Source organism: Labrys sp. 22185, from assembly GCF_052045555.1.
Lineage (GTDB): Bacteria > Pseudomonadota > Alphaproteobacteria > Rhizobiales > Labraceae > Labrys > Labrys neptuniae.
In genome coordinates, this window is record NZ_JBQEPH010000056.1 from 1 (window position 1) to 18,508 (window position 18,508).

At 56.8% G+C, this 18,508-nt stretch carries 14 protein-coding genes and 1 pseudogene; 9 read left to right on the forward strand and 6 right to left on the reverse strand.

Annotation, left to right across the window (positions count from 1 at the left end; all coding sequences use genetic code 11):
* The coding region (locus ACTJKX_RS36075; RefSeq protein ID WP_440728257.1) for a hypothetical protein at window positions 1–259 on the forward strand (259 nt) is incomplete at its 5' end.
* Between the two features lie 847 nt (window positions 260–1,106).
* Entirely contained in the window at window positions 1,107–1,892 is a 786-nt protein-coding gene (locus tag ACTJKX_RS36080; RefSeq protein WP_440728258.1) for a GntR family transcriptional regulator, read from the forward strand.
* On the opposite strand, the gene ACTJKX_RS36085 is transcribed toward ACTJKX_RS36080, so the two are convergent.
* Entirely contained in the window at window positions 1,882–3,651 is a 1,770-nt protein-coding gene (locus ACTJKX_RS36085; protein WP_440728259.1) for an ATP-binding cassette domain-containing protein, read from the reverse strand. The two genes, ACTJKX_RS36080 and ACTJKX_RS36085, sit on opposite strands and share 11 nt — an antisense overlap.
* Window positions 3,652–4,426: 775 nt before the next feature.
* On the opposite strand from ACTJKX_RS36085, the gene ACTJKX_RS36090 reads away from it, so the two are divergent.
* From ACTJKX_RS36090 to ACTJKX_RS36100, 3 genes are all read left to right on the forward strand, one after another.
* A complete protein-coding gene (locus ACTJKX_RS36090) occupies window positions 4,427–4,579 on the forward strand; it encodes a hypothetical protein (RefSeq protein ID WP_440728260.1) in 153 nt (50 codons plus the stop codon).
* Between the two features lie 420 nt (window positions 4,580–4,999).
* Window positions 5,000–5,419 carry a lasso peptide biosynthesis B2 protein gene (locus ACTJKX_RS36095; RefSeq protein ID WP_440728261.1) on the forward strand — a complete coding sequence of 140 codons (420 nt, stop codon included), beginning with the start codon at window positions 5,000–5,002 and terminating at the stop codon, window positions 5,417–5,419.
* Window positions 5,419–7,104, forward strand: a complete 1,686-nt coding sequence (locus ACTJKX_RS36100; RefSeq protein ID WP_440728262.1) for an asparagine synthase-related protein — start codon at window positions 5,419–5,421, stop codon at window positions 7,102–7,104. The genes ACTJKX_RS36095 and ACTJKX_RS36100 overlap by 1 nt, the downstream gene beginning before the upstream one ends.
* Before the next feature lie 263 nt (window positions 7,105–7,367).
* Here ACTJKX_RS36100 and bla read toward each other — a convergent pair whose 3' ends face one another.
* Window positions 7,368–8,252: a class A beta-lactamase gene (gene bla, locus ACTJKX_RS36105; RefSeq protein WP_440728263.1), complete on the reverse strand. Its 885-nt coding sequence runs from the start codon at window positions 8,250–8,252 to the stop codon at window positions 7,368–7,370.
* Between the two features lie 314 nt (window positions 8,253–8,566).
* Window positions 8,567–8,800 (reverse strand): helix-turn-helix domain-containing protein, encoded by a 234-nt coding sequence (locus ACTJKX_RS36110; protein WP_440728264.1) that lies wholly within the window; start codon window positions 8,798–8,800, stop codon window positions 8,567–8,569.
* 141 nt (window positions 8,801–8,941) lie between these two features.
* On the opposite strand from ACTJKX_RS36110, the gene ACTJKX_RS36115 reads away from it, so the two are divergent.
* Window positions 8,942–9,655: a hypothetical protein gene (locus ACTJKX_RS36115; protein ID WP_440728265.1), complete on the forward strand. Its 714-nt coding sequence runs from the start codon at window positions 8,942–8,944 to the stop codon at window positions 9,653–9,655.
* Window positions 9,656–9,680: 25 nt separating this feature from the next.
* On the opposite strand, the gene ACTJKX_RS36120 is transcribed toward ACTJKX_RS36115, so the two are convergent.
* Window positions 9,681–9,896, reverse strand: a complete 216-nt coding sequence (locus ACTJKX_RS36120; RefSeq protein ID WP_440728266.1) for a helix-turn-helix transcriptional regulator — start codon at window positions 9,894–9,896, stop codon at window positions 9,681–9,683.
* 129 nt (window positions 9,897–10,025) lie between these two features.
* A complete protein-coding gene (gene traA, locus ACTJKX_RS36125; protein WP_440728267.1) occupies window positions 10,026–13,079 on the reverse strand; it encodes a Ti-type conjugative transfer relaxase TraA in 3,054 nt (1,017 codons plus the stop codon).
* Window positions 13,080–13,246: 167 nt separating this feature from the next.
* Here traA and ACTJKX_RS36130 point away from each other — a divergent pair, with 167 nt between their 5' ends.
* The 3 genes and pseudogenes from ACTJKX_RS36130 to ACTJKX_RS36140 all read left to right on the forward strand — a co-directional run bounded on the left by ACTJKX_RS36130 (window position 13,247) and on the right by ACTJKX_RS36140 (window position 16,423).
* Window positions 13,247–13,573 (forward strand): conjugal transfer protein TraD, encoded by a 327-nt coding sequence (locus ACTJKX_RS36130; RefSeq protein WP_440728270.1) that lies wholly within the window; start codon window positions 13,247–13,249, stop codon window positions 13,571–13,573.
* 1 nt (window position 13,574) lies between these two features.
* Window positions 13,575–13,793: a conjugal transfer protein TraD gene (locus ACTJKX_RS36135; protein WP_440728268.1), complete on the forward strand. Its 219-nt coding sequence runs from the start codon at window positions 13,575–13,577 to the stop codon at window positions 13,791–13,793.
* 593 nt (window positions 13,794–14,386) lie between these two features.
* Window positions 14,387–16,423: pseudogene (locus ACTJKX_RS36140) on the forward strand (hypothetical protein).
* Between the two features lie 648 nt (window positions 16,424–17,071).
* Here ACTJKX_RS36140 and ACTJKX_RS36145 read toward each other — a convergent pair.
* A protein-coding gene (locus ACTJKX_RS36145; protein ID WP_440728269.1) for an IS3 family transposase occupies window positions 17,072–18,423 on the reverse strand; the annotation gives its coding sequence in 2 pieces (ribosomal slippage) (window positions 17,072–18,087 and window positions 18,087–18,423; 1,353 coding nt in all).
* Window positions 18,424–18,508 lie beyond the last annotated feature (85 nt).

Genomic DNA, 18,508 nt, shown 5'->3' on the forward strand with positions numbered 1-18,508 from the left:
CGAAATGGCGGCCTTTGAACACGCAGAGCTCCTCAAGAAATCGAAGAGGTCCTCATGCCAAAGACAGGTTGCCATTTGGTTTGCGACAAAACCGACCGAAGGCGTGATCCTGATGCCCGTTTGGACTAAACCTCGATGCAGACGCGGTCCTCAAGGGAGCAGCGCCGCATCATTGATCGCGATAGAGGCTGGTATCGTTGCCGATACCGTACTCCACGAGGAGGCCCGTTCGCTGCTTAAAGTCGACGCCCAGCCCTGAGGTCGGATGCTCAAAGCAGGGGCATCCGGAATAGCGACAAGATGCTGAGTTTTGCGTCAGGAAGAATACGCCATTGTCAGCAAACTCGGAGGTGGTATCGATCACCACGAACTCGAAAGATTTGAAGTCGCGGCGATCACCCGTTGTTTATATTTTTCCGAATGGTGTATTTATCTCAATGTAACTTCATTCCACACCCCCATACCAACGGACAACTACAGAAAAAAGGGATGGAGTCGATTGTCTCGAGGCGGGATCGCGAACAAAAACCATACGATTGTCGCGAGAAAGGTCCCCGATCGGCGTATTTATGGACCTTGGCAGGGAACTCGGCACCTTGCGCGCTCGCGGCGGCAGTATTAGACGCCCCTCTCATAGTACCTTCTCTCATGCGCATCCTTTGATTTACATTTGATCTAAACTGTACACTATTGACTATCTTGCGAGAAAGTGCTTTCAATTTCCGGATATCTAGTTGGATATGGAATGTAATTTCAGAATATCCAAGTTGGATCCCCGAAGACACTAACTTGAACCAAGCCATTTTTGGTCCGCTATAGATCAGGAACCAAATTTCTCATCGTCATGTTTTTCAATCAAACCGCAACGGACACTGGGGCGAAACAGCAGAGCGCAAACGATACGTTGGGGTGGCTGGTTCAGTGAGTGCCACGAACTCCTCGGAATTCGCGCCGGTTCCACCTGACTCCCGCCGGTTCGGGCGCCCGCACGTACGCTTCCTCACTAAAGGAGAGTTGAATGGGCCTGAAGGTCTTCGGTCGCATCGATCGGCATGGGCTCGCCGTACTATGGCCGATCTACGGCGAGCTATTGGTCCACTTTTGCGATGACGACCAAACACACTGGTCCTTCGGCTTTAGCGGATGGTTTGAAAAGCACGCTTTGCTTGTTGAGGCTGCCCCCCCTCAAGGTGGATCTCTTGATCCCCATTTCAGGCGACCTTCTCTCGTTACTGCTCACAGCTCCTTTCGGCACGTGGGCGCCACCGGAGGTGAAGACTTCGATGCACCATAAGGCGAGAAACCAAGACCACCGCATCCTAACTGAAATACGGCGGAGAATTCTATCCGGAGATATCTCTTCTGGTACCGCGATAAATCAAGCCGCGCTCGCCGAAGAGTTGTATGTCAGCACTGCTCCTGTCCGCGATGCTCTAATCCGGCTGGTTGAGCGCGGGTTAGTTGATCACTTTGAAGGTCGAGGCTATTTCGTTGCTACTCCACTGTTCACGACGGTGGTCGAGCAGATTCAAATTCTAAGATTTTTTTTGACATTATCGGCCCAGCAACGGGGCCAAGGCATATCACTCGCTAGACGGCAGCCACTTGGCGATAATCCCCTCGACGACCACCTTAGATCATTCGTCGAACTAGCAGTCCCAACGCCTTTTCGGGCTAACGCCCAGAACATCATTGACCAACTGCAGCTGCTGGTTCGAGCGAACCATGATGCCTTCCTGATAAGGCAGGCAGAGCGGATGGCCAAATTGCTTGTCGAACTCCTTCAGAGAAGGCATGACCGGCAGGCGTTGCGCCTTTTGGTAGTCATCGACACAAAGTTAGCTGCACATTTCGCAAATCGCCACGGCCCCCGGATCACTCTCAACGCTTGAGTAAGTGGGAGTGACGTTTAACCTGCCTATGCTGGGATAAGCGGCCATCTTCAAACTCAATAATCTCGTCGCAAGACTGCGCAAAACTTTCCGAATGCGTTATATAGAGAATAAGGCTATTTGAACACCGGCGACGAAAGACGTCCCGCACTCTCGATGACGAAATCACATCGAGATCTGATGTGGATTCATCCAGAATCATAATGGGTGCAGGATTGAGGATGGCCCTCGCAAGTAGGATCTTCTGTACCTCGCCGCCTGACAACTGTGATGCGACCTCGTCATCGCGGAGGATTTTGTCGATCAGTTCATCCTTCGCATCGAGGTCAATCAAAATGTCACGCAGGATATTCCTGTTTACGGAATCCGCTGTGAGCGGGAATGTCAGATTATAGAGTCCACTCTTCCGAAACAGTTGCCCCGATTGCGGCACATAGCGCGCTATCGAAGACAGGTCGCCCGCTCCGACAAGTGAAGCCCCATTGATGAGGATTTCTCCGTCTTGGGCGGAAATATGGCCCGCCAGAAGCCTTGCAAATGTGCTTTTGCCCGAGCCATTGGGGCCGACAACTGCAACATCCTTGGCTCCTCGAACATCGAGTTGCTCAATGCTAAGTGAAAATAGTCCGTCCTTGGATCGGTAGACTATATTGCCGCAATGAACTGACGGCTCGCTTGTCGACCGCGTAAGCTGCCGGGAGGTCGCCTGAGGCCGTGTCACTTGGTCTACCGCCATGAAGCGCACGAGCACCTCATCTATAACCGTCAAGTGGCGCACGGAGTCTCTGATAAAAAAACCAATAGTGTTGAGCGGAGCGGTGAACTGAAAGATGTATGTTGTTAGAAGGATCAGTGCCGCTACATTCGCGGTTCCGGAAAATATCTGGGCCACCAGCAGGCCTAGCATCGCATAGGCGAACGCATAGACCGTCAACGACTGAGTCGAACTGAATCTGCGTTGGCTATAAAGCGCTCGTAGTTGTGTATCGTGGAGTAACTGTATGTCCTCAGACACATCTGCCAGTGCGCGCCGCGTGCCCCCGAACGAAACGATTTGATCGTGGAGTGCGAGGGCGTCCCCCTGGGCGGCAGCAGCACGGCCGAAGCTTGATTGAAAATCCTTCTGCGCCCGATCGGTTTTTTTCGAGAAGAAAAATGAAAAGCATACGAAGGTCGCCAACAACCCACCGAACATCAAAAGATATGGCAGACCAAAAAGCCAAACGACAACGATCAATGCGATAATGGCTTCTATAGTAATCGGAATTACGCGGCCGACCAACCCTGTTTGCAATCCCTTTGCTGCAAAGAGCAACTGGGTCAGAATACCCTGTAGCTGGTGAGAGCTGTGTCGGATCCGAGAAAGGTAACCCTGCTCAAGATATGACTTCAGAGCTGCCAAAGAAATGGTTTTGTAGACGCCAATCGCTTGCGCATCTAGTTCGGTTTGTAGCGTCAATTGCAGGAAGTTACGTACAACCTCGATAACGAATAATCCCCCAAGAAACATTATTGCCGCCTCCCTGGGTTCGAATTTGTTAATTTGGGAGACCAGAAAATTCGGGAGGCCCTGTGTGGATGTCGCCCCATCGACTACCCGAGACAAGACTGCAACGAGCAACGCCAGTACGACTGGGAACGCAAGATTACACAGAGCAATTACGGCCTGAATGGAATTCACGCGTAAAAAACGAATGCGATCTTTGGACAATATGTTCAAGTAATACCAAAACGCCATTCGCATACTTCTTACATTCATCCAAATATGATCCTTCTATCGCTGATTCAAAAGGTACGATTTGTCAAAAGTTATGACGTATTGAATCCAAAGACGTCGTTCGAGAGATGATGCGCTAAGGACCCTGCTACAGGGATTACAGCAGTGGCCGACGTTTCCATATGAGGCGAAGATATGGTTGGACAACCATTTATCGCGCAAGAAGCCCAAGACATTGATCTGCCCATTCAATTCGGCGCACTTAACGAGCGAAGACATGAGGGCGATATTGTTGGCATCGTCAGACGCATGGAGATATGCCACCCAGCTAGGTCGAACAGGACAGTGGCGTGGGTGCCCGGTTCGCCGTGTGCTTCCACCTCGGCCAGATACAGATCCATCGATTCGATATTGCACCAAAGCCGTACGAAGTAGCGGTCTAGCCTTCTTTGGGGGGCACATAAGATATAGGCTGCCATAGTCCGTGCCGAGGAGCCCGTTTGGTCCGCCGGTGCTGAACGTTGCAACCCAATCTCGAGCCACCTGAACTGTGTCCCTTCCAACTCGTGCCGCGACGCTCCGAATGACCCCATCATAAATCGCCGCTATCTTCCGAAGAAACATGTATCGCCTCGCTACAAATTAGTTAGATCATAAATTTAAGAATAGAATAATGCTCAAATAATCTGCATATATTCCTCATATATGGGATATATTATCATTATCCAAACTCTTTATACGCAAAGTGCGGCCCATATTGAGTTAGACTTCCATCTGCAACAGCATAGTTGCCTGCGATCCGACAAGGAGAAATTTCATGCGTAAGTATGTAGATTTGAAGGCCTTGAAGTTCAAAGTAGTGAAACTCACCGCAACCGCCGTGACACGTGGACCGGCTGGTGGCCAAGAACATGAGCCGCCCGTCTGGGCACGCTACGAGGTTATTCCGGGCGGCGGCGGCGGAGATTGAGCCCCAAAGCAGCGAAATTCACCGCAACCGCTGTAACACGCGGACCGGGGAGCGGCCAAGAAACTGAGCCGCCAGTCCGCGCGCGCTATGAGTATATTCCAGGGTAACAGGAGCGGCGGAGTTGGGTTCACCAATTCCGCCCTTATACCGGTCATGCAATCAGACTCCTACATCTGCTTGGGGCACGATACTGTCGTAATCTTTGTACCGAAGGGCGATCAGTATCTCCTCATGGAAGCGGAGGAATTCCCTCTCACGAAAGTGATGACTAGTTTGCCTCGCGGTGAGGTGATGGCGCTAGGTCCTGAGCCATGCGAAGTTCTCACCGCCATTGCGGGAGTTCCTATTAGGTCAACCACTATTTGCAATTCATCGTCCGAACCGAAGCCTGGTCTTGACCTAGGCCTATGGCACGAGCGCATGGCTACTTGGGCCCCCAGTGGCTCGCCTCGCCTACGGTTAAGTCGCCGCCTGAGACTAGTGATGAATATGCTGCGCGTGAACCGATTGCAAAAGAGCCGCCAAATGGACCAATTGCTTCAGTGGAGTAACCCACCACTAGGAAGGCCGAATAAGAACTACCATCCTAAAGAATATGCAGCAAGCGTAATGAGAGAGATACTCACGTTAGCGCCACTTACTTTCCGAGATCTTCATTGTTTGGGAGCAGCAATTTCATTAACTCGCGAAATGCGCCTCGCTGGATACGCCGCTGATATTCAAATTGGCGTTAGGCGCTTTCCCTTCGAAGCGCATGCATGGTCTACTCTCGATGGGCAGGTATTGGTTGAAGATCCTCGGTTGCCATCTCAGCTAGATATTATTTTTGGCGGGACATAATGCCTGTACTTCCGAAAACAGTTGTAAGCGGCCTTCTTTCAGGTGTGTCTCTCACCAATTCTCGATCGATGACATTTGGAGCAATCAATATTATTCTGATTGGATCGATCAGGCGAGCTGGTACATCTTTCGTTATTCATAAATCGTCGAATGCTGTCGCCAATTCCCTGTTGTCTGAATACCGTGGGGATTATGTTGCTATATGGGCGGACGAGACCGCAGAGTACGTGTTCGTCTCACCAGACAGCCAAAACGAGATATATTGGCGGCGTAAAGATGATAGAAATACTGTAATTTCATCTTCAGCTATTGATATATCGACATTAAATACAACGATAGATACCAAAATAATCTGCGCGTTCGCAACGTTGACAAGTGCAGAGACTACTGCGTCAGCTTTTTCGGACGTCTCGCGCATCCCTGTCGGATGCCTAATGATCGCCAAGGATTCCGTGGAAGTTTCTCGTGTTTGGCCTATTTTTGAGCCCATCCAGCGACTCTCCGTGGATGACTTCATTCACCATGCTCAGCACTTCCTCGCCTGTGAGATCCGTGCAATTAGCGCATCGGCGGGTGGAAGGTTAGGCCTGCTGCTTTCCGGCGGTATGGACTCGTCCATTATAGCATACGCAATTGAGGTAGCTGGGGTAGAGCGTGAGAAAATCACCGCCTTTACAATGTACGACCCACGATACGCCGCAGGAGATGAACGTGTTCCTGCACGTGAAGTTGCTTCGCTTGTCGGTCTTAAACTGCGGGAAGTTAGCTTGGCAGAATTTGGTGCCTTTTCACGTAATAGAACTCCCAAAGTCGCCGGCTCAGTTCCGAGTCGGATCACTTTATCTTCCGCCTACATGAGCATAGACGACGAGCTTAATGGAGCGCCTTTTTTAACTGGCCAGGGTGGAGACAATATATTTCACGAGATATTGGATGTACAGAAAATTGCCGCGATGAAGCTCGGATTATGGAACACGGTCCGCGCAATTGTTGCACACTCGGGACGATACAAGGTTGGTCTCATTCGTTCGGCTCTGAACGTTTTGCGTGCAACATGGTGTGGGGATAGAAGTCCGGTGCCCGGTACCCATGCTTGGATACAAAGCGAAGCCGTCAATGCAGTCGAGTTAGATATCAAATCGGCGTCTGGGCGCGCTACACGCGATCTGCTTTACATGCAGCAGTTAATTTCTGCAAATAATAGCGCCTATTCGAGTACAGAAATTGCGCCTTTACTTACTCAAGGCTTTGTTGAACTCACATTTTGTCTAGATGACTCTGCACACATCAGCGACGTAAAGCGGCCAGTGGAACGAAAATTACTTACAAATATGGGGCAGAGACACAGATTGTCGGCAGGAAAGGGATTCGTTACAGCAAGTGTTGCGAGTTCTATTATAGGAAGCAAGAACAAGTTGCGAGATGTACTTGCACATGGGCAAGTGAACCAGCTCACTAAGGGCGGAGCAGATTTTTGGGCAAAAGCCTTTGATCGCCTTGCTGCCGGCGATATCACGGCGACCGCTCCGATAGCCCAAGCACTTGAAGCAGAGTTCTTCATGCAGCAGTGTTCCGAAGCCCTCGGAAAAAGACGTTTAGCAGCAGCGGCGCGAAATCGAGTTGAGGGCACAGCTGCAACGGCACTCAATCAATCCGAGCCGATCCCAAAACCCGAGTTGCGGTGAACCTGAGCCGGAAACTCTATCTTTGGGAGCTGAACCCTCGATGATGGCAAGTATCACGCGCCTGCTGACATTCCATCCACAATGCGAGCGCAGTCGCATCTATTTCCAGAAATGGCAGCTGTTGCGAGATTATTTCGAGGTCAAGGGTAATCTGTTACAGAACTCCGTATCGAATTTTCTGGCGACGTACCGACGCCGATGACGACGCATTCGGGATCGCCAGAAAAACGCTCGCTTTCCTGGCAACAATGCAACAGCTAAAATTACATTTCTTCGGCCACGATCCGTGCAACATCGGCCAAGACGCCTTCCTGAGCCCTGATTGAGCCTGGTGCTTCGCCAAGATAGGCTGCAACCACGATCGCATCGCGATGGGGGGGCCAGATCACGCCGATATCGTTGGTCGATATCTTCGCCCACGTACCGGGTTTGTTGGCAACTCGCCATCCTTCTGGCACACCAACTCGCAAGCGTTGCGTCGCGGCGTCCGTGGCAACGACCATCCAGTTCGTCAGTTTTGCACGAGAGACGGCCGATAGGGCGTCTCCCAAGAGCAACTGGCGCAAGGTTCCTACGATTGCGCGCGGAGACGTCGTGTCGTGGATCTCCCCGGGCTTGACGATGTTCAAATCAAGCTCCCTGCGATCGAGGCGCGTCACCTGATCGCTCAATGACTGCAAATAGGCCGTTAGAGCTGACGGACCACCGAAGCTGGCCAGCAGTAAATTGGCAGCGGTGCTGTCGCTCACCGTGACCGCCGCCTCGCAAAGAGCTTCAATGGTCATTCCTTCAGCGCCAACGTGAGGCTTGGTCGCTTTGAAAGGGGTTACCAAGTCACGCTCGCTGAAGACAATTCGACGGTCAAGTCGTTCTGCGCCCCGATCAACTCGTGCCAGAACATATCCCACTGCCAGAGCCTTGAACGTGCTGCACAGAGCAAAACGCTCATCAAGGCGATTACCAACCAATTGGCCGGTTGCTGTGTTCAGTACTGCAACGCCAAGGCGTCCGCCGCTCCGAATTTCGAGTTCTTTGAGCCGCGTTTCGATTGTTCCTGCCGTTTTCGCTCGGGCACGCGATGGCAACAGCCCCGGGACTGCCATTACTGGCGCCATCAACGCAACGCGACGCGTGACAAAAATTGGCATTCCGTCTCATTTTCCGTTTGGCCGAAGATGATTCTGCGACGTGCCAGGACTGTTTCATGGAGAAGGTGGCGAATTTATTGCCGGCCCGCTGCAGGCGCAGTTTCAAAACAGTGAGCCCGTCTCGATTAACTCAAGCTCAGTTTCGTGGAATGCGAGCCCGAGACGGATCATGATCTCAGCTAATTTGTGGACTGCCCCAACTGGAAAGTCGTTGTCAGTCTTGGCTCGTTGGGAGCGATCCCGGCCGGAGATAGGGCCGCATGGAGGATGAGTATTTTCGGAACGTTGAAGCTAGTATGCTGTTCTGCGTTCATTCAGCCAGTGGGTGTCTTCTTCAAACGCACTCCGACGCCACCGCCGTTCTCTGGAATAAACTCTATTCCGGCGTTCTCCATTACACTTTGCAGATTGCCTACGGTCTGACTTTTTAGCTGCTCCCCGCGCTCGAAGCGGACCACCGTCTGAGTTGAGACATTTGCACGAGCGGCAAGCTCCCGGACGCCCCACCCCAATGCCGCTCGAGCCATTTTACACTGCGTTGAGTTCATCAAATTTCACAACAGTGTAGTGATTTTTATTGATCATCGACGCAATGCTCTGCTACTCTGCCATTTGTGAACGGCGGCTGGATACGTGTGTCACCACGCATCCAGCCTAGCCACAATCTAAGCTGGTAAGGAGCTCGGATCATGGATGATTCCGACCATAGCACGAGTTTGTCTTTCGTCACCCGGCGACGCCTGCTGATTGGAACGGCGATGGCGGCCCTGGCCTGGCCAATTCACGCCAAAGCGCGAGCGGCCGAAACGCCGGTCGATCGCGACAGCCCCGATCCGGCATTGCTGGCTTGGCAGGAGTGGAAGGCGGCAGCGCTCAGAACAGAAGCGCTTTGCCACCAGCAGCAGCGCCTTGAAACGAAGCTCGTTCGAGAAATCGGCTTCCCACAGACTACACTTCGCCTCCCGGAGAGCGGCAAGACGCTGACCATTTTCTCGCCGGATACGGTCGAGGACATTTGTGGGTCGGATCCGGCGACGGCCGACCTACGCGTCAAGGCCGAGGCGGAGCTGGCTGCGCACCAGGCACGCTGGGATGCCGTCGATGAGCGGATCGGCTACTCGGCTACCAAGCGGGCAGAAGTGGAAGCCGGCGACCGCGAACTGGAACTCGTCGATGCCTTGACCGCGACACCAGCCACCTCGCTCGCCGGCATCGCGGGCAAGCTCGATATGATCTTCCACGAGGGCACAATCTGGGAGGACGATACCGAGTTCCCTCAGCCGCAGATCCGTTCGGCGTTGCGTGACCTGATCCGCATCGGTCAGGCCATGGAGCCTAATAGCTTCATGCCCGGAAGCGACCGTGAGGCTTCGCGCGCTCGCCGGCCTGGGTCCGGGGCATAGTCCGCGGGAGACGGGCTCATCGCCTTCACCAGAACGCGTCGAACTCACCTTTGGGGCGCCATCCGGCGGGACTGGCAATCCAACGATTGATCTCGGATTCATGCCACCCCGCCCCGTTGATGCTGATCTTGATCTGGGGCGGGAAGGTCCCCTCGGCGATCTTGCGGTAAATCGTGGACCGGGACAGCCCGGTCCGCGACTGCACGGTCTTCATGCGAATGATGCGTTCTGGTTCACGCATGGGTGGGTTGCCTCCTGCTGGCTGTTTCTGACTGGTGTTGGGACTACACAGAACAGGTAGTCACGGGCGCGCAAGAGCGTTTTCCGCTTCGTCGTGCCGTGGCGCGGAGACGGCGGCATATCGGATGGGTCACATTCCGATATCCAATCCCCGCCCCCTGCCGAGGCCATGACTGAACGCGAGTTCCACACCGAGGCGGCGGCCTGAGTCGAACCCGACATCGATGCCGAGCTCCCGCTTGCGGTTGGCGAGAAGAGATTCCAGTTGCGGATCCCGTTCCAGGCTCCTGGCCATGTCGCCCATGGCTGAGCGGGTCGCGTTGTAGTTGGGGAAGTCACCGGTCTGATACTGCAGCTGGCTCGCCCGATGGAGTTTCTGCCAGCGCTCGACGAAGCGGTCAGCGACACGCTGCGGATCGGTGCGGATCTCCGTCTCGAGTTGGAGGGCGCGAATGGCGCGGCCGAACTTGCCGCCCGCCGCCTCGCGCGCAAGGCCTGTATCCTTGAGGTAGGCTGCCTCGGCATCGCGCCAGCCATAGGGCCGCACCTTCTCAAAGGCGTCGCGCGCATCCTTCAGCTCACGCCACTGCTCTGGACTGGCCCTGTCGCCGATTTGCTGCTCGGCGAAGATGGCATTCACCGCACGGGCATGGCGTAGCAGCGCCCGCGTGCGGGTTTTGCGCAGCACCTCCTCGGGATCTTCGACAGCTTCCTTCTCGGGTGCTGCAGGTTCGCGCTGTACTTCCGTCCCGGCTCTTTCCCTTTCCCTTTCCCGTTCCGGCCCCTGCCCTGTTTCTCTGCCGGCCGCACCATCCGCGGACGAGCGGAACCCATCGAGCAACTGGTCGATCCGATCGCGCAGCTTTTCCGGCACCACCTTGCGCACGATCTCGGCGACGCGCTCGCGCAAGCTGATGCCGCGCCGCTCGGCATAATCCTGCGCCGGATCCCGTTGCTCGTAATCCGATGCCATGTCCTTGGACCGGTCGCGCGACAGGGTTCGGACCAGTCGATCTCGATCAGCGAAGTCGTCGCGGCCGTAATGCAGTTCCATGACGTCGCGGTGGCGCGACAGGGCGACATAGCTGCCATGGGCATCCAGGCCTGGTGTTGCCAGCACATGGGTGTGGTCCACCGTCATGCCCTGGGCCTTGTGGATGGTGGCGGCATAGCCATGGTCGATACGGTCATAGTCCTTGAGATCGAAGGCAACCGATCGGCCATCGTCGGTGCGCACCGACATGGATTGCTGACTGACTTTCTCGATTGTGCCGAGCGTACCGTTCTTCACGCCCAGGCTGCGTTCATTGCGCAGGAACATGATGCGGTCGCCGCTGGCAAAGCTGCGCTCGCCACGCTCGACCGTGAGCTGCACGTCATCGCCGAGATCACCGGCAACTCGAAGCCGATCGCGGGCCGCCTCGTTGAGGGCGCGCACCTCTGCATTGGTGTGGGTGAGGATAATGCGGCTGGCATCGGGTGAGGTCTGCCGGTCGCGATCCCAGCGTTCAATCAGATCCTCGCGGGCCTGCTCCCGGGTCTCAGCGGCATGCACCCTGTCATGGGCGCTATAGGCGTGGATGGCTCCACCGATCCAGCCGCTCGCCAGATCCCGCGTGGCATCCCGCTGCCAGTCCTCGCGCTGGCGGCGCACCTCGCCGATCTCGGCGCCGCCATGCCGATCGTGCAGCGAGCGGAAGGCAGCGCCCGCCTCGATCGCCTGCAGCTGCTGCGGATCGCCGACCAGCACGACTTTCGCACCCGCCTCGGCGGCATGGGAGAGCACGCGCTCCAGTTGGCGTGTGCCGACCATGCCGGTCTCATCGATCACCAGGACATCACGCGAGGTGAGCAGATCCCTGCCCTGCCCCCAGCCATGTTCCATGCTGGCGATGGTGCGCGAGGCAATGCCCGATCCGCTCTCGAGGTTTTCCGCCGCGATGCCGGACAAGGCAACGCCCCGGACCTCGTAGCCCGCTGCCGCCCAGGCCTGTCGTGCCACGCCCAGCATGGCGCTCTTGCCGGTGCCGGCATAGCCGACCACGATGCCAAGATCCCGTCCGTCGGTGATATGCGCCAGTGCATCGGCCTGCTCGCTCGACAGGAGCAGACCGCGGTCTGCTGCTCGTGCCAGAGCCGCATCCCGATCTGCGTCATCGACCGCATGGCGTTGTCGCTCCGCCATCAATTCGGCGGCGCGGTGTAGGCGCTGTTCGGCTTCGATCATCGAGCGGGTGGTGAAGCGATCCTCGCCTCGTCCGTCCTGGCCGAGTTCGATCACATCAGGGGCGCCGCGCATCGCACCCATCACCTCATTGAACTGGTCGAGACCGTCGCTGTGGCGATGGGCGAACATTGCCATGTCGCGTTGCGTGAAGGTGGATTGCTGATGGGTGATGGCGTCCAAGGCGAGGGAGGGATCGGCAATGATGCGCTCGCCATTGCCGCGCGCAATCTCGCGGTGCAGTTCGGCACGATCGGCAGCGGCTCCAGGATCCTCGACACCAAGCTCCTCGATGCCTTCACGCTCGATGCGTTGCGCTGGCGCGCCGATCTGGCTTTGCGGTTCCAAGGCGATGCCTTGGTCTTCCAGACTGCGATGGTCGATGCGGGCGTCGATGTCGAGCTCGGCCAGGCGCTCATTGGCAAACTCGGCCCAGCGCTCGCGCCAATGCTCCACCATCTCGGTGCGGTTCCACTCTCGCACCTTCTGACCGAAGCGGGTCTCATCTCCGTTGGCCTCAACTGAGCGCATCGTCAGCATGACATGGACATGGGGCTTGAGCACGCCGTCTTCGCCGACATCCCAATGCACATTGAGATCGGCGATCATGCCGCGATCGACTAATTCGGCCTGCACGAAGTCTCGGGCAAGCTCGATGCCCTGCGCCTGGCTCAGCTCGCGCGGCAGGGCGAATTCGACTTCGCGGGCGAGCTGGGCATCCTTGCGGATCTCGAAGGCCTCGACGTCATTCCAGAGCCGCTCGCGGTCGCTCCAGGCCTCGGGGGCTCCATCGGGCAGCAGCACCTCGGAATGCACGACGCCGCGCTTGGCGGAGAAGTCGTGGCTGCGGTCGAGGCGCTCGTCGCGCAGGCGCGAGCCGGAGCGGTAGGCGGCGGAAGCCACCGCGCTGGAGCCGGCCTTGCGGCCGATGACCTTGACGTGAAGATGATAGATCGCCACCGATCAGGATATGGCACGGTCAAGCGCATGTCGGAACGACGTATAAGCGCGCCCTCCCTCGAAAAAATCTCGGGAGCGACTATCCGGTCCCAGCCAGTCTCGGTGACCCTGCAGCCTTTCGCCAGAGGCTCAACTATCATCGCCGCATCAACACTTTGGAGGACATGATGCGCAAGCCGCGGAACTTCGATGCCGAGCTGAAAGCCCTGGAAGACAAGGCGAAGGAACTCAGAAGCCGCAAGGTGCAGCAGCTTGGTGAACTGGTGATTGCCACCGGCGCCGACGCGCTGACCGCCGAAGAACTCGCCGGCGCGCTGCTCCTTCTGACCGAGACGAAAGACGCCAGCAGGAGAGAGGTGTGCGCGAGGCGCGGGGCCATGTTTTTCCAGGGGCGAGCACGGCGATCTGCTTCTGCAAATGATCGCGACACGAGAGGCACTTCGGCGCAATCAGATCGCACGCAACCGACATCAGGCGGCACGGGCGCGGCATGAAATGCGGACCTGGCAGGTCGAGCGTCGACAGCGCACGCGGCATCTCATCGAGCTCGGCGGCCTTATCGTGAAGGCAGGCATCGTCGAGCTGACCGGCGATGACCGCGCCATGATCTACGGTGCATTGCTCTGGATGGCCGACAAACTCAAAAGCAATCAGGGTGAACAGGCACGAGCGCTGTGGGTCGCTAAGGGAAACCAGGCGTTTGAAAATGATTGAGGCATCAGAATCGTGTACGTGCGCTGCCCATTCATCTTCCCGGACGATCAAACGATGTCCGGCTATTGCCTCGAAGCCAAGTTCATATGTCCCCAGATTGGAATCCCGATGCCCTTTCCCAAAGGGTCGTGCATTTTTGCCAGCTGAAGCTCGCTATTCATTTTCATCCGCAGGATCTCAGAAAGCTCGAGGCTTTCCTTTTGAATCTGATCGCTCGCCGGTCATCGCCGCCGCTGAGAGGAAGGACCTACGACTGGGGCAGGATTGCAGAGCGCAGCACCATCCAAAGGGAGCAATTGGTCAGGAACAGGGATGCGGTCCGTCCAGTGCTTGACGCAGTTGCAAGGGCTCTGCGTGTGACGTCCACCAAGGAAACAGTCCAATCTGCAACCGAACCGTCGAAATCCAAAAGGCTTCGCGGGAGCCCTCAAAAGGCTTCTGCGGTATCGGCATTCCAGACAGCGGAGCCATCGGAATCTATCCTCTCCGCACCATCATCACGCAGACGGGCCATTGCGATCGAGGATGCCACAGAATCCCAATCAAAACTGTCGCAGCCGAAACGACAGCGTGGAAGACCGCGTAAGGTTCCTTTGGTAACTCAAGAGCCGGCGACGTCACTGGGTGCTGCGACGAAACCTGCCGATATGCCAACTTCGTCTCGCAAACCAATCGTTCCGGCCATTGCTGCTCATAGAAGAAAGAAGTCAGGCCCGAAACTAAAGCCGATCGAGGAATTCCCGCGCGCACTCACGGACGATTGGGAGGATCCTGTTGCCTTCGACGCGGCTTTGGCCCTTCACCTGCAGCGCCATGGCGAAAGCTATTGGCAGCTTTATCGGGCCGTTGTCAGGGCCGGTGAGACCTTCGACAACAAGACACTGCTGAGCTGGGTGCAAGGAACGAAGGCACCACGTAGTGTGGAAAGTCTCGAAATCCTTCGCCGCATCGAACGCCGCTATCGGCTGCCCGAAGGATATTTTCAGGCGAAGATCCCGAACCAGGCCCGTGCGGCTTCTGGTTTCGATCTCCACGATGTTAGCCCGGCTGAACGACGCAGGCTGGCCTGGCATCTGCCTGATAATTTCAACACGCTGCCGCTCTCGGAGCGAGAGAAGATTCTGGAATGGGTCCGACGGGTAATCATCAGCGGCTCGACGGATTATCGCCGGTTCCAGGCTGCTGCGATGAAACAACGATATGCCATCCGCTTTCCCGGCATTGCCTATGGTCGTTCGGAACCTTCGGAATCTTTCGATCACAGCGAGGGTATCGAAAATAGGCCGCCCGACACCGATCCAGATCTCCTTTCGGGCGTCATTGACGCACCGCCGCGCCTTGCCATGGAGATGGCGCAACTGGTGCGCTTCAAGACCTCGACGCTGACCGCCTTCGGCCTCCAGCGCAACGGCGTGTGGGGTGAAGAAACCACCTCCCAGAAGATCGAGCACCTCGGCCTGATGCTGGGCGCCCTCGCTGCTTCGCCCAAGGGCATTGTCAAAGGCTATGGCGTGCCACTTCAGCATCTCACACTCGGCCTTCTCGCTTTTCCAGCCGTTTGGGATTGGTACGTCCAATGGCGCGAACGTCGGCGTGGTTTCTACACGGCCTAGGAGGTCGACATGTTGCGCATCGCCCTCGCCCTGACACGTCAGGAAACCGGCTGGCTTCGGCAACATGCGCAACTTGTGCAGCGGGTTCAGCCGATCCCTGGCCTCGTATCGCAACAGGAAATCGAACGCGCCAAAGCGGATTGGGATGGCGCCTGCGACACATTCTTCAAACACGCGACAGGCCGCGCCAAGGAGATCCAGCGAATTGCGCGTGTTCATCGCGACCCGTTCGAACCCATTATGCCCATCCTGGAAGCATCGAGCCCCGTTGGGGAATATCGCAAGATCACTGACGAGATCCTGCAGAGGATGCCAGACGAGCGACGCTATCCGCGCGCGGCGGCCGAGGCCGTTCGCTCCTTTCTGATGTTGAGGCTCGGCCTGCATCTCGGATTGCGGCAGAAGAACCTGCGCCAATTGATGATCTGTCCACGCGGACAGTTTCCGCGCACGGAGCGGCAGCTCGAAGACCTGAAGCGCGGCGAGATCCGCTGGAGCGAGCGCGACAACGGTTGGGAAGTCCTCATCCCATCGGTCGCCTTCAAGAATGCGAACTCATCGTATTTCGGGAGCAAGCCGTTCCGCTTAGTCCTGCCGAACCTCAGAGATCTCTACGATCACCTGGAAGCCTACGTGAACCGCCATCGCGCTGTCTTGCTCGCCGGCACCCAAGATCCCGGGACATTTTTCGTCAAGACCGTGAAAACGACGAGCAAGGATCCTGCCTATGACCAGAATACCTTCTATGAGGCCTGGCGGCTAACGATCCAACGGTATGGCGTGTACAATCCATACACGGGCCGCGGTGCGATCAAAGGCTTGCTCCCACACGGGCCGCACAATGTCCGCGACGTCCTTGCAACTCATATTCTGAAGCAAACTGGTTCATATGAGCAGGCGAGCTATGCCATTCAGGACACGCCGGAGATGGTCACGCAGCACTATGGGCGCTTTCTGCCACAAGATAAGGCAGCGCTCGCTGCGAGGATTCTCAATCAAGTCTGGGAAGCGGCGTGAAAGAAGGTTCTGTTTGGATAATAGCGCTGGACGTGCCAGGCGGGCCAAGGATGTCCATTGATCTCGCCTCCAATACCGAAAACTCGGCCTCCAGCGGACCTCTGCCATCATTGCCGTAGCCCGGATTACAAGTTCGAATCCTGTCTGGGACGGCATTCGTGACTAAACCATGTTGTATCTGGTGGTGCCGTGCCGGGAAGGATGAAGCTGGGAACTCGTATGCGATTGTTTACGCTATTGATTTCTGACGGCGTCGCTGGAACATGAAGTTTCATCAGGACTATTCGTGACCATAGCGCGCGGTTCGAATAATCGATTTGACGTCGAAAGCGGTCTGGTGACTTTTGGCACGAAAAATAACCGAAGTGGACATATATGCAGCGACTTGGGAGACGACAGCTAGCGAGCGGCAATAGTGGTTTGTCTCCAGCGTCTCGTTCACCGATCGACGAAATGAGTGATGATTTCGACGTTGAGACTGGCAGCTTCAACGCAGCGCTCAGTGCGCGCGATAAGACGGCTGTCGAAGGCCATCATCGGAGTTATAGTTTGGCTCTCACTCCGACGAACGAGCTTGTCCGTCGTCGAATGATTTGAGACCGTTTGGGCGTGTCAGGAACGGAGGCTCTGGCTCATCTGGGTTTGAGGCTATGCGGCCTGCAGGTGATGCTGCAAGCGTCTTTGTTGGATGGTCTGGCGTTTGATCCTTTCGCGTTCGGTGAGGATGGCCTGCCCCCGGCCGAAGTAGACATCGGCGGGGGTGAGATTGCCGATGCTCTCATGGTAGCGGGCATGGTTGTAATGCTCGATGAAGGCCGCGACCTGCCGTTCGAGATCGCCGGGCAGATAGTAGTTTTCGAGCAGGATACGGTTCTTGAGAGTCTGGTGCCAGCGCTCGATCTTGCCCTGCGTCTGGGGATGGTAGGGCGCACCGCGGATGTGCTGCATGCCCTTGCCGTCGAGCCAGGTGGCGAGGTCGGCCGAGATGTAGGACGAGCCATTGTCGCTCAACAGCCTCGGCCGGTGCGCGACCGTGATCCGGTCGAGCCCCGATGCCGCCAGCGCCAGATCGAGCGTGGCCGTGACGTCGTCAGTGCGCATGGTGGCGCAAAGCTTCCAGGCGACAATGAACCGGGAGAAGTCGTCGAGCACGGTCGACAGATAGTACCAGCCCCAGCCCGTGATCTTCAGATAGGTGAAGTCGGTCTGCCAGAGCTGGTTGGGTGCCGTCGTCTTGTCCTTGAACTCGGACGCCGCCTTGATGACGATATAGGCCGGGCTGGTGATGAGATCATGGGCCTTCAGCAGCCGATACACCGACGCCTCGGAGACGAAGTAGCTCTTCTCGTCGGTGAAGCGTACGGCCAGCTCGCGGGGGCTGAGTTCCGTCTCGCGCAGCGCCAGCTCAACGATCTCGGCCCGGATCGGGTCAGGAATCCGGTTCCAAACACGATCCGGCCGCGAGCGACGATCGGCGAGCGCTTCGATCCCGCCGGTGAGATAGCGATCGTACCAGCGGTAGAACGTGGCGCGGGGAATGCCGAGCTTCTCCAGCGTGCGTCGCGCCGGCAGATGCGAGGCCTCGACCAGGCGGATGATCTCGGCCTTCTCGGATGCGGGATACCTCATGTGTCGTCTTCCCCATCCGCCAGCATGCTTTTTTTGAGCAACCGGTTTTCCAAGGTCAGATCCGCCACGGCCTCCTTCAGGGCCTGCGCTTCACGGCGCAGCTCCTTCACCTCGTCGGAGGTCGCTGCACGCGCCGTGTCACCGGCCAGCCGGCGCTTGCCGGCGTCGAGGAATTCCTTCGACCAGCCGTAATACATCGACGAAGCGATCCCCTCGCGCCGGCAAAGCTCGGCGATGCTCTCCTCGCCGCGTACGCCCTCCAGCACGATGCGGATCTTCTCTTCGGCCGAAAACTGTCGGCGCGTCGCGCGCCGGATATCCTTCACGACCTGCTCTGCCGGCGCTTTCCCCGGCCCCGATTTTTGTCTCATCTGCGCTCCATAATGGCTGCGATGATCCAGAAATCCTCCCTTCCCGAAAACCCCTAAACTGTCTCAAGAGCGCTGACGGCAGACA

What these genes read in the sequence shown, in the direction of transcription:
- ACTJKX_RS36080 (WP_440728258.1), top strand. Translation starts at nt 1,107, where the DNA reads ATGACGACCAAACACACTGGTCCTTCGGCTTTAGCGGATGGTTTGAAA.
- ACTJKX_RS36085 (WP_440728259.1), bottom strand. Translation starts at nt 3,651, where the DNA reads ATGAATGTAAGAAGTATGCGAATGGCGTTTTGGTATTACTTGAACATA.
- ACTJKX_RS36090 (WP_440728260.1), top strand. Translation starts at nt 4,427, where the DNA reads ATGCGTAAGTATGTAGATTTGAAGGCCTTGAAGTTCAAAGTAGTGAAA.
- ACTJKX_RS36095 (WP_440728261.1), top strand. Translation starts at nt 5,000, where the DNA reads ATGGCTACTTGGGCCCCCAGTGGCTCGCCTCGCCTACGGTTAAGTCGC.
- ACTJKX_RS36100 (WP_440728262.1), top strand. Translation starts at nt 5,419, where the DNA reads ATGCCTGTACTTCCGAAAACAGTTGTAAGCGGCCTTCTTTCAGGTGTG.
- bla (WP_440728263.1), bottom strand. Translation starts at nt 8,252, where the DNA reads ATGCCAATTTTTGTCACGCGTCGCGTTGCGTTGATGGCGCCAGTAATG.
- ACTJKX_RS36110 (WP_440728264.1), bottom strand. Translation starts at nt 8,800, where the DNA reads ATGAACTCAACGCAGTGTAAAATGGCTCGAGCGGCATTGGGGTGGGGC.
- ACTJKX_RS36115 (WP_440728265.1), top strand. Translation starts at nt 8,942, where the DNA reads ATGGATGATTCCGACCATAGCACGAGTTTGTCTTTCGTCACCCGGCGA.
- ACTJKX_RS36120 (WP_440728266.1), bottom strand. Translation starts at nt 9,896, where the DNA reads ATGCGTGAACCAGAACGCATCATTCGCATGAAGACCGTGCAGTCGCGG.
- ACTJKX_RS36130 (WP_440728270.1), top strand. Translation starts at nt 13,247, where the DNA reads ATGCGCAAGCCGCGGAACTTCGATGCCGAGCTGAAAGCCCTGGAAGAC.
- ACTJKX_RS36135 (WP_440728268.1), top strand. Translation starts at nt 13,575, where the DNA reads ATGCGGACCTGGCAGGTCGAGCGTCGACAGCGCACGCGGCATCTCATC.